Annotated in this window: 12 protein-coding genes and 1 tRNA gene; 9 read left to right on the top strand and 4 right to left on the bottom strand. The window is 49.2% G+C overall.

Going from position 1 to position 16,010, the window contains the following annotated elements; genetic code table 11:
* Nucleotides 1-10 precede the first annotated feature (10 nt).
* From dapE to NOC_RS11360, 4 genes are all read right to left on the bottom strand, one after another.
* Nucleotides 11-1,141: a succinyl-diaminopimelate desuccinylase gene (gene dapE / locus NOC_RS11375; RefSeq protein ID WP_002810525.1), complete on the bottom strand. Its 1,131-nt coding sequence runs from the start codon at nucleotides 1,139-1,141 to the stop codon at nucleotides 11-13.
* 39 nt (nucleotides 1,142-1,180) lie between these two features.
* Nucleotides 1,181-2,002 carry a 2,3,4,5-tetrahydropyridine-2,6-dicarboxylate N-succinyltransferase gene (gene dapD, locus NOC_RS11370; RefSeq protein ID WP_002811322.1) on the bottom strand — a complete coding sequence of 274 codons (822 nt, stop codon included), beginning with the start codon at nucleotides 2,000-2,002 and terminating at the stop codon, nucleotides 1,181-1,183.
* 23 nt (nucleotides 2,003-2,025) lie between these two features.
* Nucleotides 2,026-3,225: a succinyldiaminopimelate transaminase gene (dapC, locus tag NOC_RS11365; RefSeq protein ID WP_002808767.1), complete on the bottom strand. Its 1,200-nt coding sequence runs from the start codon at nucleotides 3,223-3,225 to the stop codon at nucleotides 2,026-2,028.
* 72 nt (nucleotides 3,226-3,297) lie between these two features.
* Nucleotides 3,298-4,182, bottom strand: coding sequence for an ATP-binding protein (locus NOC_RS11360; RefSeq protein ID WP_011330868.1), 885 nt, complete (start codon nucleotides 4,180-4,182; stop codon nucleotides 3,298-3,300).
* A 458-nt stretch (nucleotides 4,183-4,640) separates the two neighbouring features.
* Here NOC_RS11360 and NOC_RS11355 point away from each other — a divergent pair.
* The 9 genes from NOC_RS11355 (at nucleotide 4,641) to NOC_RS11315 (ending at nucleotide 15,979) form a co-directional block, all read left to right on the top strand.
* Nucleotides 4,641-4,717 (top strand) — tRNA-Met (locus NOC_RS11355).
* 113 nt (nucleotides 4,718-4,830) lie between these two features.
* Nucleotides 4,831-5,286: a ribosome maturation factor RimP gene (gene rimP / locus NOC_RS11350; RefSeq protein ID WP_002811433.1), complete on the top strand. Its 456-nt coding sequence runs from the start codon at nucleotides 4,831-4,833 to the stop codon at nucleotides 5,284-5,286.
* Between the two features lie 25 nt (nucleotides 5,287-5,311).
* Nucleotides 5,312-6,832, top strand: a complete 1,521-nt coding sequence (gene nusA, locus NOC_RS11345; RefSeq protein WP_011330867.1) for a transcription termination factor NusA — start codon at nucleotides 5,312-5,314, stop codon at nucleotides 6,830-6,832.
* Nucleotides 6,829-9,366 carry a translation initiation factor IF-2 gene (gene infB, locus NOC_RS11340; RefSeq protein ID WP_011330866.1) on the top strand — a complete coding sequence of 846 codons (2,538 nt, stop codon included), beginning with the start codon at nucleotides 6,829-6,831 and terminating at the stop codon, nucleotides 9,364-9,366. Before nusA ends, infB begins: the two co-directional genes overlap by 4 nt.
* Nucleotides 9,367-9,375: 9 nt before the next feature.
* Nucleotides 9,376-9,759, top strand: a complete 384-nt coding sequence (gene rbfA, locus NOC_RS11335; protein WP_002809595.1) for a 30S ribosome-binding factor RbfA — start codon at nucleotides 9,376-9,378, stop codon at nucleotides 9,757-9,759.
* 42 nt (nucleotides 9,760-9,801) lie between these two features.
* Nucleotides 9,802-10,728, top strand: a complete 927-nt coding sequence (truB, locus tag NOC_RS11330) for a tRNA pseudouridine(55) synthase TruB (RefSeq protein WP_011330865.1) — start codon at nucleotides 9,802-9,804, stop codon at nucleotides 10,726-10,728.
* 125 nt (nucleotides 10,729-10,853) lie between these two features.
* On the top strand, nucleotides 10,854-11,123 hold the full coding sequence (rpsO, locus tag NOC_RS11325; protein ID WP_011330864.1) for a 30S ribosomal protein S15: 270 nt from the start codon (nucleotides 10,854-10,856) through the stop codon (nucleotides 11,121-11,123).
* A gap of 120 nt (nucleotides 11,124-11,243) precedes the next feature.
* On the top strand, nucleotides 11,244-13,331 hold the full coding sequence (pnp, locus tag NOC_RS11320) for a polyribonucleotide nucleotidyltransferase (RefSeq protein WP_002809232.1): 2,088 nt from the start codon (nucleotides 11,244-11,246) through the stop codon (nucleotides 13,329-13,331).
* 146 nt (nucleotides 13,332-13,477) lie between these two features.
* Nucleotides 13,478-15,979 carry a glycogen/starch/alpha-glucan phosphorylase gene (locus tag NOC_RS11315; RefSeq protein ID WP_002809313.1) on the top strand — a complete coding sequence of 834 codons (2,502 nt, stop codon included), beginning with the start codon at nucleotides 13,478-13,480 and terminating at the stop codon, nucleotides 15,977-15,979.
* Nucleotides 15,980-16,010 lie beyond the last annotated feature (31 nt).

The following is a 16,010-nucleotide window of genomic DNA, read 5'->3' as shown; positions in this document are numbered from 1 at the left end:
CCGCGAGATTCTATTCTGTAAGTAATATTTCTAATATGCGGCTGTAGATTCGGGATAGTATCTCCAGATCTGCTACAGCAACGCATTCGTTGACTTTGTGAATGGTGGCGTTGACAGGGCCAAGTTCCACGACCTGGGCCCCGGTGGGAGCGATAAACCTTCCATCCGAGGTACCGCCAGTTGTAGAAAATTCTGCATCAATCCCGGTGATGCCCCGTACTGCTTGAGAAACCGCCGTCATCAAACTTCCTGGCGCGGTGAGGAAAGGTTTGCCAGAGAGGGTCCACTCTAATTCATAGTTCAAGCGTTGTTGGGATAATATTTCCTCCATCTGCTGTTGTAGCTGCTGGTGGGTAACTTCCGTGGAATAGCGGAAATTAAACAGGATTTCCACCTCCCCTGGAATGACATTCGTTGCTCCCGTTCCCCCTTGAATATTTGAGATTTGAAAGGTAGTGGGGGGAAAATCTTTATTGCCCTGATCCCATGTTTGAGCGCATAGAACGGCTAGCGCCGGTGCTAGACTATGTATGGGGTTATCGGCCAAGTGAGGGTAAGCCACATGCCCTTGAATTCCACGTACAATTAGACGGCCACCCAGCGAACCCCGGCGGCCATTTTTGATCATATCTCCAACTTGTTTCTGGCTAGTGGGTTCTCCTACCAGGCAGTAATCGATTTTTTCGCCTCGGGCTTGTAGCGTTTCTACTACTTTAATAGTGCCATTGATTGCCGGACCTTCTTCATCACTGGTGAGTAGAAAAGCGATGGACCCGGCGTGGTCTGAATGGACGTTAATAAAGTGCTCACAGGCGGTCACCATGGCAGCAAGGCTACCTTTCATATCAGCGGCGCCGCGGCCATAAAGCAGGCCATTACGAACCTCAGGCGTAAAGGGATCAGTCAGCCATTTGTCGGGTGGTCCTGGGGGGACGACATCGGTATGACCGGCGAAAACAAAAAGCGGTGGTTTTTGGCCTCGCCGCAGCCAGATATTATCCACTTCCCCGAAATTCATCTGCTCACCCTGGAAACCAAGGGCTAGGAGACGTTGGGCTAGTAGTCCCTGGCAGCCGGCATCACGGGGGGTGATCGAGGCGCAAGCGATCAGCCTTTTTGCTAATTCTAGGGTAGCCGACATAAAGTTTCCGTAGCTGCTAAAGGGAAAGGTCTTAGAAATTTATATATTCCGCAGGAGTTCATTGATCCCGACCTTGCTACGGGTTCTTTCGTCGACCTGTTTGACAATAATGGCGCAATAAAGACTATATTTACCGTCTTGAGAAGGTAGATTGCCTGGTACAACCACTGAGCCGGCGGGGACACGACCGTAGCTGATGGTACCCGTTTCCCGATGATAAATTCGGGTGCTTTGGCCAATGAATACGCCCATGGAAATCACTGAACCTTCCTCTACAATGACCCCTTCCACGATTTCAGAGCGGGCGCCAATAAAGCAGTTATCTTCGATAATGGTGGGTTTGGCTTGTAGGGGCTCTAATACCCCGCCAATACCCACGCCTCCAGAAAGATGGACATTTTTTCCAATTTGGGCGCAGGAGCCCACAGTGGCCCAAGTGTCTACCATGGTTCCCCGGTCCACATAGGCGCCGATATTGACGTAAGAGGGCATTAGCACGACGCTGGGCGCAATAAAAGCGCCTTTACGCACGGAAGCTGGGGGCACGATGCGAACTTCATCCTGGCGGAAGTCCCGTGAGCTGTAATCAGCATACTTGGAAGGAACTTTATCAAAATAGTTGGTATAACCCCCCTTTATAAAAACGTTGTCCGATAATCGGAACGAGAGAAGAACGGCTTTTTTAAGCCACTCATTGACTATCCACTCGCCATTTTGTTTTTCTGCTACCCTGGCTTCGCCCGTATCAAGCAGGTGTAATGCTTCTTCCACCGCATCCTTGACCAGGGTTTCTGCTTTGCGAGGGCTAATTTCAGCGCGGCGCTCAAAAGCTTCTTCAATAATTGCTTGAGAATCATTCATTACCTTACTCCATTAGTATAATTTTACAGGGCATTTACAAAATTTTTGATCCGCCACGCGGCTTCAACACATTCCTCTAGGGGTGCGACGAGAGCCAAGCGGATTCGCTGCTCTCCGGGGTTGGTGCCGTGGGCCTCCCGGGCGAGAAAACGTCCGGGAAGAGTCAAAATATTTTCTCGCTGATATAGCTGCTGGGCAAAATCAGTGTCGGGAATCGGAGTTTCCGGCCATAAATAAAAACTTGCCTTGGGTAGCGAGCAGGAAATTTCAGAGCCTAGGATTTCGAGAACTGCAGCGAATTTTTCTCGGTAGCGGTGGCGATTTTCTATCACATGGCGCTCATCATTCCAGGCAGCCATGCTGGCGGCTTGCGTTGCGGGGGGCATAGCGCAGCCATGATAGGTGCGGTAGCGCAAGAATTGTTCGATGAGGTGAGCATCGCCAGCGACAAAACCGGAGCGTAGTCCAGGTCCATTAGAGCGCTTGGAGAGGCTGTGAAATACTAAGCAGCGGCGAAAATCATCTAAGCCAATGTGGATGGCGGCTTGCAATAGACCCGGTGGAGGATTGCTTTCATCTAAGTATATTTCGGAATAGCACTCATCCGCAGCGATAATAAAGTCAAAACGCTGGGCCAGCTCAATAAGGGCGGCGAGTGTTTCCAGATCTAAGACCGCGCCGGTGGGGTTGCCAGGAGAGCAAAGATAAAGCAGCTGGCAGCGTTGCCACACCTGCTGAGGTACAGCCCGATAATCAGGGATAAAACGGTTTTCGGCAGTACAGTTAATATAATAGGGTTGAGCACCGGCCAGCAAAGCGGCCCCTTCATAGATTTGATAAAAGGGGTTGGGCATGACTACTAAAGGGGCTCGGCTAGAATCGATTACGCAGTGAGCAATGGCGAATAGGGCTTCGCGGGTTCCATTGACAGGGAGGATATGCCGTTCAGGATCAGCTGCCCCAGTAGGCAAATGAAATCGTTGTGTTAACCAGGCAGCAATGGCTTCTCGAAAGCCTGCTATTCCCCGGGTGGTGGGATAGGTGGCTAAGCCGTGTAAGTGACTGACGAGTGTTTCGACGATAAAGTTAGGCGTAGCGTGCTTGGGCTCGCCGATAGAAAGCGCAAGGGGAGGCTTTGAAGGTGGCGGAATGATTTCCCTTATCAGCTGGGCCAGGCGCTGGAAGGGATAAGGCTGAAGCCGATCGAGATTAGGATTTGTCATATTGAAGCTTTTACTTTGAGCACCTTAGTATAGGCGATTGCGGCCAATCTCCAAAACCTTGGAGGAGAGGGCTTAAGGAGCATTGCTGAATTTGTGACGGCCGGCGAAATCACGAGCAAATTGCCATGCGGTACGGCCACTACGGGAGCCTCTCAGCAAAGCCCATTGGAGGGCAGCCTCGGTGGCCTGTTCCCTTAGTTCAGGAGTGACGCCATAATAATCGAGCCAGGCTCTGACGATCTCGATATAGCTTTGCTGATCAAAAGGGTAGAAGGATAACCAGAGACCAAATCGATCAGAAAGCGCGATTTTTTCCTCCGTCGCTTCGCTGGGATGAATTTCCCCTTTTACTAACTGGCTTTGTTGGTTTTCTTCCATGTACTCGGGCAATAAGTGGCGGCGGTTAGAGGTAGCATAGACTAGGACATTTTCTGGTGTGGCGCTAACGGAACCATCGAGTACGACCTTAAGTGCTCTATAACTAGGATCGTTAGCATCAAAAGAGAGGTCATCGCAGAATAGAATAAAGCGTTCCGGGCGATGGGAAGTAAGCGCGACAATATCAGGCAGGTTTAGCAATTCGTGCCGATCGACCTCGATAAGACGCAGGCCTTGGCTGGAGAAGGCATTGAGCAATGCTTTAATCAGCGAGGATTTGCCGGTGCCGCGGGCGCCCCAGAGAAGGATGTTGTTAGCTGGTAAGCCAGAGAGGAATTGAGTGGTGTTCTGAACGATTTGCCGCTTTTGCGTTTCAATACCACGGAGTTCGTTCAATTGAATGTTATGGGTATGGGGAACCGCTTCTAAGTGGCCAGGATCCCGTGGGTGGATGCGGCGCCAGCGGAAGGCAACCGAGCGCTCCCACTCGGGCTCTGGTGCCTGAGCCGGCAGCAAATTTTCAAGGCGTTCCAGGAGTTCTGATGTTTGTTTAATGAGCTGTTCAACAGATGTTTTCATTGGAATTAAGCATGGATGTTTAATGACCCCCTAGCGAGGTTGCCTGCCTGTGCGTGTCCGCCTGTCTGCTGCAGACAGGCGAAAAGTGCAACGGCGCGTCGAGCGCGAGGGCCAGGTTACTTGCGTTTTGCCATGAATTCGCGCTATGATTTTCCCGTTGCCACAAGCGCGACCTACCCTCAGTAGGAAGGAAAGTAATGCGCGTGGAGGGTGATACCAAACTGAGGGCCTTGCGCGCTAAGTCATGGCCAGCCCAAGGCACCCATTGAAGCGCGAATTCTCCAGGCTGATAAGATTTTGTAGGAACAAAATTGAAATTAGTCATGGTGAAACCCCAAAGTTAAAGGATGTAACTATCAATTCAGCTTTTTTGCTTAACACGGTTTTTAGCATCCACTTAATATAGCTTGAAAGCGCTTTCTCTATTAGATATCATATAGAAATATCGAGGTTACAGATGCGGGGTGGAGCAGTCTGGCAGCTCGTCGGGCTCATAACCCGAAGGTCGCAGGTTCAAATCCTGCCCCCGCTACCAAGTTTTAAACGATAAACCCCGAAATCGGGGTTTTGTCGTATATGGCGCTCGCTAACCTTGAAGGGTGTTATTATTAAAATTGGGCCATTGGCCCTTTTTTTATTTCTGTCAGTATGTGGGGCGATAGACGAATTAGCGAATTAGTAGAACCAGTGGTGGCCGCTCTTGGCTATGAATTGGTAGGTGTAGAGCGCTTATCATCGGTAGGCAAAGGGGCTCTTTTGCGTATATATATTGATACTCCATCTGGAATAACGATAGACGACTGTGAGCGAGCAAGCCATCAAATTAGTGCCCTACTAGATGTAGAGGAGTTAATGGCGTCAGCGTATACTCTTGAAATTTCTTCCCCTGGGCTGAATAGGCCATTATTTACGGAAGAGCACTTCAAGCGTTTTACGGGAGTGGAGGCATCTATCACTCTGAGCAAACCGCTAAACGGGCGCCGCGAATTTAAAGGCTTACTGCGGGGAATTCGTGGTGATCGCGTGGTTATTTTAGTGGCTGGAGAGGAGTTTGAATTGCCACTAGAAGGCATTAAAAAAGCGCGGTTAGTACCAGAATGTTGAGGACGGAGCTAGCTTGAGGGCGGCAATGAACAAAGAAATTCTGATGGTAGTAGACGCTGTTTCCAATGAAAAAGGCGTAAACAAGGAAGTCATTTTCCAGGCGATTGAGGCGGCTCTGGCGATGGCGACTCGCAAGCGTTATCAAGAGGATATTGCAGTGCAGGTCGTCATTGATCGAACAACGGGCGATTACCAATCCTTTCGGTCTTGGGAAGTTATCGAGGATGAGGCAGAATTGGATGCGCCAGAGCGCCAGATGCATTTGAGCGAAGCGTGCAAACGGGATCCTAACGCCGAAGTGAGTGGCTTTGTGAAAGAACCCATGGAGTCGATAGCATTTGGGCGTATTGCTGCTCAAACCGCTAAACAAGTGATTGTTCAAAAGGTGCGGGAGGCGGAACGGGCTAAGGTTGTTGCAGCCTACCGGGGCCGGATTAAAGAGATGGTCATGGGGGTGGTTAAACGCATGGATCGTGGCAACATTATTCTGGATCTTGGAGACAATGCCGAGGGTATTGTTCCTCAAGAAGAGATGATACCTCGTGAGGCAGTCCGGCCAGGAGATCGATTGCGAGGCTATCTTAAGGAAGTACGAGCTGAAGGGCGAGGGCCTCAACTAGTTATTAGCAGGACTGCCCCGGAGCTTCTCATTGAGTTGTTCAAGTTAGAGGTTCCTGAAATCAACGAGAATCGTATTGAAGTTAAGGGTGCTGCTCGGGATCCAGGCCTTCGGGCTAAAATTGCCGTAAAAACCAATGAAACTCGTATTGATCCGGTAGGAGCCTGCGTGGGCATGCGGGGTTCTAGAGTTCAAGCTGTGTCGAATGAGCTTGCTGGTGAGCGAGTGGACATCGTGCTTTGGGACGAAGATCCTGCGCGCTTTGTAATTAATGCTATGGCGCCAGCAGAGGTCGCCTCTATTGTGGTTGATGAGGAGCGCCATAGCATGGACGTTGCTGTGGCCGAGGGGAATCTCTCTCAAGCTATTGGCCGTGGAGGGCAGAACATACGTTTGGCTAGCCAGCTGACCGGCTGGGAGTTGAATGTAATGACGGAACAAGAAGCAGAAGAAAAAGGTGAAAGCGAAGCAAAGTCGCTCCAGCAGATGTTTATGGAACAGTTAGATGTGGATGAGGAAGTGGCGGCTATCCTAGTACATGAAGGTTTTTCTAGTATCGAAGAAATGGCCTATGTGCCGGAACAAGAGATTCTTGCTATAGAGGAGTTTGACTCCCAAATCGTTCAGGAACTACGTAATCGAGCCCGTGACGTTCTTCTTACTCGAGCAATTGCTAATGAAGAGACTATTGAGACCGTACAGCTAGACCAGGAATTATTGGACATGGAAGAGATTGACCATGGATTAGCCTCTGCACTGGCCAGCAAAGGTATTGTAACTAAAGAAAATTTGGCGGAGCAGGCGGTGGATGAACTCATGGAGATCGAGGGGATGAACAGAGAGAAAGCTGCTCGTCTCATTATGGCAGCACGAGAGTCCTGGTTTGTTAGCGAGAAACAGGATGAAGAAACGGAGGAGCGGCAATGAGTGAGGTAACCGTACGGCAGCTAGCCGATGTGGTCGGCACTCCTGTCGGTCGCTTGCTTGAGCAGCTACGCGAAGCGGGCATTGGGGTCGACCGGGAGGATGCGGCGATTACAGAAGCGCAAAAGTTGCAGCTGTTGAGGTACTTGAGGCATAGCCATGGCGCTAGCGTAGAGATTGCAACGCCTAAAAGAATTACTCTAAATCGTCGGAGTCATAGCGAGATTCAAGTGAATGCGGGGGGAGGGCGTTCTAAGACAGTCAATGTTGAAGTGCGTAAAAAGCGTACCTACATTAAGCGCAGCGCGATACTAGAGCAAGAGCGTTTAGCGGAACGCCAGCGAGAGGAAGAAGAGGCGCAGGCAGGAGTTCAGGCGCAACAAGAACGGGAAGCGCGGCTTATAGCGGAGGAGGAAGCCAAGCGCCAGGCCGCTGAGGAGGAAGCCAAGCGCCAGGCCGCTGAGGAGGAAGCCAAGCGCCAGGCCGCTGAGGAGGAAGCCAAGCGCCAGGCCGAAGCTCAGGTTAAGCGCCGTCTTGATGTGGAAAAAAAACCAAAGAACGGGTTGGAACCAGCTAGAACGGAAAAGCCTGCTAGCCGGAAGGCGAAACCTCGGTTTCGCTCCGAGGATAGGGAATCTGAGCAAAAACAACGGGGAACTAAGTTTGGCCGCAAAGAGTTACACATAGCTCCTGGCAAGGCCGGTACCAGTAAACGTAAAAAATTTCGGCCCCAAAAAGCGGCACCCGCAGCTAAGCATGGATTCGAAAGACCAACGGCGCCTATCGTGCATGATGTCTCTATTCCCGAGACGATGACTGTTGCCGAGTTAGCTCAAAAAATGTCGGTGAAGGCGGCTGAAGTGATTAAAGCGCTAATGAAATTGGGTATTATGGCAACTATCAATCAGGTTTTAGATCAAGATACGGCGACCATCGTCGTGGAGGAAATGGGTCATAAGCCTAAGCGCTTACAAGAAAATACGCTTGAGTTAGAGTTGGTCCAAGCTGAACAGGAAGTAAGTAGGCAGGTTTCACGGGCTGCAGTGGTTACTATTATGGGCCATGTGGATCATGGCAAAACCTCGCTGCTCGATTATATCCGGCGAGCTAAGGTTGCCACGTCTGAGGCAGGAGGCATTACCCAACATATTGGCGCCTATAAGGTGCGTTCGGATAAAGGTGAGATTACTTTTATTGATACTCCAGGCCATGCAGCTTTTACTGCGATGCGCGCACGGGGGGCTAAAGTCACCGATATTGTTATTTTGGTGGTTGCCGCAGATGATGGCGCTATGCCACAGACTGTGGAAGCTATTCAGCATGCTCGTGCAGCAGGCGCGCCACTTGTTGTGGCGGTTAATAAGATTGACCGTCCTGATGCCGATCCAGATAGGGTCAAGCAAGAGCTTGCTAATCACGATGTGATTACCGAGGAGTGGGGAGGGGATACTCAGTTTGTCAATGTCTCAGCTAAGACTGGGGAGGGAATTGATGATCTAATTGAAGCTATCTTGCTTCAGGCTGAAGTAATGGAGATTAAGGTATCTGCTGAAGGGCCTGCTCGCGGTGTTGTTATCGAATCCCGGTTGGATAAGGGGCGCGGTCCGGTAGCTACAATATTAGTGCAAAGTGGTACTTTACGTAAGGGCGACATTCTTCTCAGTGGGGTGGAAACCGGTCGGGTTCGGGCCATGCTTACCGAAAGAGGTCAAGAGATAATAGAAGCGGGACCATCAACACCGGTAGAAATTCTAGGTTTGTCGGGGACACCCAATGCGGGCGATGAGGCGGTGGTGGTGCCGGATGAGCGTAGAGCGCGGGAAATTGCTGGGCATCGTCAAGCTAAAGAACGGGAAGTTAAGCTGGCGCGGCAGCAGTCTGCCAAGCTTGAGAATATGTTCAATGAGATGGAAGAAGGAGAAATTAGAGCGCTTAATCTCGTAATTAAGGCCGATGTGCAAGGATCCGCTGAAGCTCTTTCCGATTCCTTGACTAAACTTTCTACTGATAAGGCGAGGGTTAAGGTTGTCGCTGCGGGTGTCGGGGGTATTAATGAGACAGATGTTAATTTAGCGGTTGCTTCTAACGCCGTGATTATCGGTTTTAACGTTCGAGCGGATGCGGCGGCACGCCGTCTGATTGCTGAAAAAGGGATTGATTTACACTATTATAGTGTAATCTATAATGCTATTGATGAAATAAAAGGGGCTTTAATCGGTATACTAGACCCTGAGTACCGGGAAGAAATCATTGGCTTGGCCCGGGTAGATGACGTATTTCGCTCACCTAAGCTGGGAGCTATTGCGGGCTGCTTGGTGATTGAGGGTAGCGTGCGTCGCAATAATCCTATCCGTGTACTGCGCGATAACATTGTCGTTTTTGAAGGCCAGCTAGAATCCTTGCGTCGCTTTAAAGATGATGTCCAGGAGGTTCGGGCAGGCACCGAATGTGGTATTGGCGTCAAGGATTATAAGGACGTTAAAGTGGGGGACCAGATTGAAGTTTATGAAAGAGTAAGAAAAGAGCCCGCTTTATAACGAAAGGATATGAGTCAAGAATTTTCTCGCGCTCGCCGGGTGGGTGAGCTATTGCAAAGAGAATTGGCTCGCCTGTTCCAGGAGGAGCTAAAGGATCCTCGAGTAAAGCTAGTTACCGTTTCTCATGTGAGGGTATCACCGGACCTTAGACAGGCTAAAGCCTACGTTACTTTTCTAGGGAAAGAGGAAGATACTCAGGAGCAGCTAGCGGTTTTAAATAAGGCGGCCGGATTTCTCCAGCATGGTTTAAGTCAGCGAGTGGAGTTACGAGTTATCCCACGATTGCAATTTGTTTATGATGACTCCATCGAGCGTGGTAGGCGCCTAAGTGCGCTTATTGATAAAGCGGTTCAGAAAGAAACAGACGGTGAATCAGACAATTCAACCGAATAATCCCCTCTCCCTTTAGTTAGTGCTCAAGAACGTAATACAAGGATGAAGAAACAACGCCGCTTTCAAGGCCAGGATATTCACGGAATGCTCCTATTGGATAAACCCGTAGGCATCAGCTCTAATGGTGCTCTGCAGCGAGTTAAGCAGATTTACCAAGCCCGAAAAGCAGGACATACAGGCAGTCTAGACCCTCTTGCAAATGGATTGTTGCCAATTTGTTTGGGGGAGGCAACTAAACTGTCGGGGTTTTTGCTAGAAGCCGATAAGCGTTATCAGGTGATGTGCCGTCTCGGCGTAGTGACTACCACTGGGGACGCTGATGGCGAGGTGCTAGAAACCCATCCTGTCAACGAGTTAGATAGGGACGAGGTGGCGAAATTTTTGTCCGGCTTCTCTGGCCCGCAAGAGCAAGTGCCTCCCATGTATTCGGCGATTAAACACCAGGGCCAGCGGCTCTATAAACTTGCCCGCCAAGGAATTGAAGTGGAGCGCAAATCTCGCCAGGTGACTATCCATACCATTAAATTGACGGAATTAGTTAATAATGAGCTAGGGTTTGAGGTCTTTTGCTCTAAGGGAACTTATATTCGTACCTTGGCTGAAGACATCGGTCGGGCGCTAGGATGCGGCGCCCATGTTATAGCGCTGCGCCGTACCCAAGTCGGTTCTTTTGGTGCTTCGGATATGATCTCTCTGGAGGAGCTGGAAATGCTAGCCGAGACGAATGTTGAGGCACTCGGAAATTTGCTGTTACCCGTAGGGCAAATTTTGGCGGATTGGCCTGCAGTAAATCTAATCGCCGATTTAGCCTACTATCTGCGGCAGGGGCAATCGGTACGGGTTCCGCAAGCTCCAAGCGAAGGCTGGGTTCGTTTAATAGAGTGTGGCAAGGGATTTTTTGGAGTAGGGCGGATTACGGAGGATGGACGTATTGCTCCGCGCCGTTTGATTTTCAGTCAGAGCGGTTAATTTATAGGGGTTAGAGGTTTTTTTGGTGACTCATTATTGTTAGGGGATCTTATTTATGAGTAAAATTGAAAATCTATCAGGTAGCCAGCCGGTATCAGCTAAAAGCCAGAATGGGGAATGAAAATATGTCCTTAAGCAGTGAAAGAAAAGTACAAGTTATCAAGGAACATCAATGCTCTGTTAATGACACGGGTTCACCGGAAGTGCAGGTCGCCCTGCTTTCGGAACGCATCACTCAGCTGTCCGGTCATTTTAAGCAACACACCCATGATCATCATTCGCGCCAGGGGTTGCTGCGGGCTGTGGGGCAACGTCGTAAGCTATTGGACTACTTGAAGAAAAAAGATTTAGATCGTTATCGTACTTTAATTAACAAGCTTGGATTGCGCCGCTAGCTACTCTCCAAACGATCAGAATCTATGCATCGCTATCGTAGCTGAGCCGCTTTTTATGGGTGAGGCTGCGGAGCGGTTGGTTATCCCTCTTTCCCAGCTATTTAGTGTAAGGAAATAAATGTGACCCCCATTAAAAAGGTAATCGAGTACGGTGATCGCTCCTTAGTTCTTGAGACCGGTTGTATTGCGCGCCAGGCTAGCGGAGCTGTTGTTGTCCGCTATGGTGAAACAGTTGTGTTGGTGACGGTAGTGGGAATGAAAGAAGCGGCTGAGGGGCGTGATTTTTTTCCATTGACAGTCAATTATCAGGAAAGAACCTATGCTGCTGGTAAAATTCCAGGAGGTTTTTTTAAGCGTGAAGGAAGGCCCACTGAAAAGGAAACGCTGACTTCCCGGCTAATTGATCGTCCACTGAGGCCCTTATTCCCTAAAAATTTCATTAATGAGGTGCAAGTAATTGCAACGGTTATCTCCTCAGATAGTGAAAATGATCCTGATATTCCTTCCCTCATTGGTGCTTCCGCCGCCTTGGCGCTTTCTGGAATCCCTTTTACTACGCCCATTGCGGCAGCCCGGGTCGGCTATATTGACGGCCAGTATGTGCTCAATCCAACGCTGGGCCAGATGGAAAAATCAGCGCTTGATTTGGTAGTTGCGGGAACGGAAAAGGCGGTGTTGATGGTTGAGTCCGAGGCTCAAGAACTGCCTGAGGAAATCATGCTGGGATCCGTCATGTTTGCTCACCAAGAAATGCAAGTGGTAATCCAGGCTATTCGAGAACTAGCGGAGGAAGCTGGAAAACCTGCTTGGGATTGGAAACCTCCCATTGAAGAAGAAGATTTGAAATCGGCTGTCCAGGAAGTTGGAGAGGCCCGCGCGCAAGAAGCCTATCAGATACGTTCGAAACAAGAGCGGCAGGCTAGCTTGGCGGAATTACGGAATTCCATTGTTGAAAGCCTGGTACCCGAGGAGAATTCTCGGTGGAGTCGAGAGCAGGTGCTAGAGGCCATTGGCGCTTTGGAAAAGCGCTTAGTGCGTGAGCAGATTCTATCTGGAGGGGAACGTATCGATGGCCGTGATGCTACGGCTATTCGGCCTATTAATATTTCCACTGGACTGTTACCTCGGACTCATGGTTCAGCTCTCTTCACCCGCGGCGAGACTCAATCCTTGGTGGCAACAACTTTGGGCACTGAACGTGATGCTCAAGTGATTGATGCTATTGAAGGGGAGCGCCGGGAGCGTTTTATGCTGCACTATAACTTCCCTCCCTATTGTGTCGGAGAAACGGGTTTCGTTGGTTCTCCTAAGCGCCGGGAAATCGGCCACGGCCGCCTAGCTAAGCGCAGTTTGAATGGAGTGGTTCCGGATGAGGAAAGTTTCCCCTATGTCATTCGGGTGGTTTCTGAGATTACCGAATCTAACGGTTCTAGCTCCATGGCAACAGTGTGTGGCACCAGCCTTTCCCTAATGGATGCGGGGGTTCCTATTAAGGCGCCGGTTGCGGGCATTGCCATGGGACTCATCAAGGAGAAGGATCGCTTCGCTGTTTTGAGTGATATCCTCGGCGATGAGGATCATCTTGGTGATATGGATTTTAAGGTAGCGGGTACAGAGAAAGGAATCACGGCCTTGCAGATGGACATTAAAATTGACGGTATTACCGAGGAAATCATGCGGACAGCTCTGTCCCAGGCGCGTGAAGGCCGTTTTTATATCCTCCAGAAAATGAATGAGATTATTTCTACCCCACGTCAAGAGATGTCCGAATATGCTCCACGCATGATTGTGTTCAAAATTAATCCAGAAAAAATTCGTGATGTAATTGGTAAAGGGGGCGCAACCATTCGGGCGCTTACCGAGGAAACGGGTACTACGATTGATATTGTGGATGATGGAACGGTGAAGATTTTTTCCGCAGATAAGGCGGATGGTCAAGAAGCTAAGCGCCGGGTGGAAGAGATCGTTTCTGATGTGGAAGTGGGTAAAATCTATGAAGGGCGGGTCTCCCGGCTGATGGATTTTGGAGCCTTTGTCACCATCCTGCCTGGCAAAGACGGCTTGCTCCATATCTCGCAGATTTCAGCCGAGCGGGTAAAGAACGTGAGCGATAAGTTATCCGAAGGTGATGTCATTCGTGTTAAGGTTTTAGAAGTAGATAAACAAGGCCGAGTCCGTTTGAGTGTAAAGGCAATTGGAAACGAATAACCTTTTTTAAGCCTACCTTTCCCTACTTATATTTAAAAGTAACGGGTGCTAGGTTGGTGGTGGGATATTGGTTATCAACCGGTGAATAGGGAAGGCCGGTGTAGTCGATGTCATGCTTAACTAACCCCCAAGGGCGATAATATTCCATGTCAAAACGGTACCTTTATAACACGATATCCCTATCCAAGCTCATAGGGTTGCCGCCGCTGGGGATGGACAGGAAGAGTTTAGCCGAAGATTACAAGGGCTATTTCGGCCGCTTTCTGGGGCGTGACGAAAGCTGCGTATCGAAGCATTATTTGTATTTTGCGCTGGTGCTCACCGTTCGTGATCGATTGATGGAACGTTGGAAAAATACTAAGCGCGCTTATGATGAGAGCCGCTGTCCTTGGGTATATTATTTCTCCATGGAATATCTGTTAGGACGCTCCCTGAGCAATGCCACGCTTAACTTAGAGCTTGAGGATGAGTTGAGCGCTGCTTTGCAGGAGTATGGCTTAAATTTGGAGGGATTGGCAGAGTTAGAGCATGATGCCGGTTTGGGCAATGGAGGCTTGGGACGTTTGGCTGCTTGCTTTCTGGACAGCTGCGCAACTTTGCAGCTTCCCGTTATGGGATACGGCTTGCGTTATGAGTACGGCATGTTCCGGCAAGAATTTGACAATGGGTATCAGGTAGAAGAGCCCGACCGCTGGCTTCGGGATGGGAACCCCTGGGAGTTAGAAAGACCGGAATATACGCAAAGAGTCAAATATGGTGGCCATACTGAATATATGGATGATGGCTGCGGAGGCTGGCGCATGTGTTGGGTCGACACCCATGATGTACTTGCGGTGCCCTACGATATTCCTATTCCGGGATATCGTAATGATACGGTCAATACCTTACGGTTATGGAAAGCTGAGGCGACTGATGTTTTCGATCTAGGAGAATTTAATGCTGGAAGATATCCAGAATCCGTCGCAGCAAAAAATGCCGCCGAAAATATTACCATGGTACTCTATCCTAACGATGCGATGGAGCTCGGTAAGGAAACCCGTCTGCGCCAGCAGTATTTTCTGGCTTCAGCAAGTTTACAGGATATTCTGCGCGATTGGGTGCGGCGTCGTGGCGAGGATTTTAGCCAATTTGCAGAGAAAAACTGCTTCCAGCTTAATGATACCCATCCTACTTGCATGGTGCCGGAATTGATGCGATTGCTAATGGATGGGCATGGACTAGGGTGGGACGACGCCTGGGAAATTACAAGTCGCACCGTAGCCTATACTAATCATACGCTGCTGCCGGAAGCTCTGGAGAAATGGCCAGTGAGTATGTTTGGCTCTCTGTTGCCACGCCTTTTAGAAATTATTTATGAAATCAATGCTCGTTTCTTAACTGAGGTTGCGCGTTGTTGGCCGGGAGATACTGCGTTGCAGGCGCGGATGTCTATTATAGAGGAAGGAGAGAACCCGCAGGTGCGTATGGCCCATCTTGCCATCGTTGCCAGCTTCTCGGTCAATGGGGTTGCTGCCTTGCATACCCATTTACTTAAGCACGGATTATTTTATGATTTTTATCAACTTTGGCCGCATAAATTTAATAATAAGACTAATGGGGTGACTCCTCGACGCTGGTTGGCGAAATGCAATCCTGATTTAGCAGGTTTAATTACTGAGACCATTGGAGAGGAATGGATTACTGATTTAAGTCAACTTCGCCGGCTCTCTCTCTATGCGGAAAATCCAGAGTTCTGTGCTCGATGGCATAGCATCAAACATGAAAACAAGAAACGGCTGCTCGCTCTTCAGGTCCAACAGGGTATTCAAGCCAGCGCTCATTTTTTATTTGATGTGCAAGTAAAACGTATTCATGAATATAAGCGACAGTTGTTGAATATCCTGCATATCATTCATCTCTATGATCGGATCAAGCGAGGGGACATGGAAAACTGGGTTCCTCGTTACATGCTGATCAGTGGAAAGGCAGCCCCTGGTTACTGGATGGCAAAATTAATTATTAAATTAATTAATAATGTTGCAAATGTAGTCAATAATGACCCGAAAACGGATGGTGCCCTCAAAATCTTCTTTATGCCTAACTATGGGGTTTCAATAATGGAAATTATTTGCCCTGGAGCCGATCTTTCAGAGCAAATCTCTACCGCTGGTAAGGAAGCGTCTGGTACCGGTAACATGAAATTCATGATGAATGGTGCCATTACTATTGGTACGCTAGATGGTGCTAATATCGAGATTCGTGAGGAGGTGGGTGATAAAAATTTCTTCTTATTTGGACTAACGGCTGAAGAGGTGGAAGCGGCACGCCAGCACTATAATCCTAATGGGGTTATTGCTGGTGATGAAGAGCTACAACGGGTGATGCATTTGCTTGAATGCGGTCATTTCAATCAGTTTGAGCCAGGGATCTTCAATCCTATTCTGAATTCACTGCGTAGCCCGCAGGATCCATGGATGACAGTTGCCGACTTTCGGAGCTATATCGATAGTCAGCGCCGGGTTGCGGAAGCTTATCGCGATCAAGAACGTTGGACTCGTATGAGTATTCTCAACACTGCTGCAAGCGGTAAGTTTTCTGCTGATCGCACCATCGAGGAATATAATGCTGATATTTGGAAACTGGAAAAAATCCCGGCTTATACTCTGTAGATGATACTCAATTTTTCCCGTAAATTTTAAA

This window comes from Nitrosococcus oceani ATCC 19707, from assembly GCF_000012805.1.
In the GTDB taxonomy this organism is placed as follows: Bacteria; Pseudomonadota; Gammaproteobacteria; order Nitrosococcales; family Nitrosococcaceae; genus Nitrosococcus; species Nitrosococcus oceani.
This window is presented reverse-complemented; position numbering and strand designations above follow the sequence as displayed.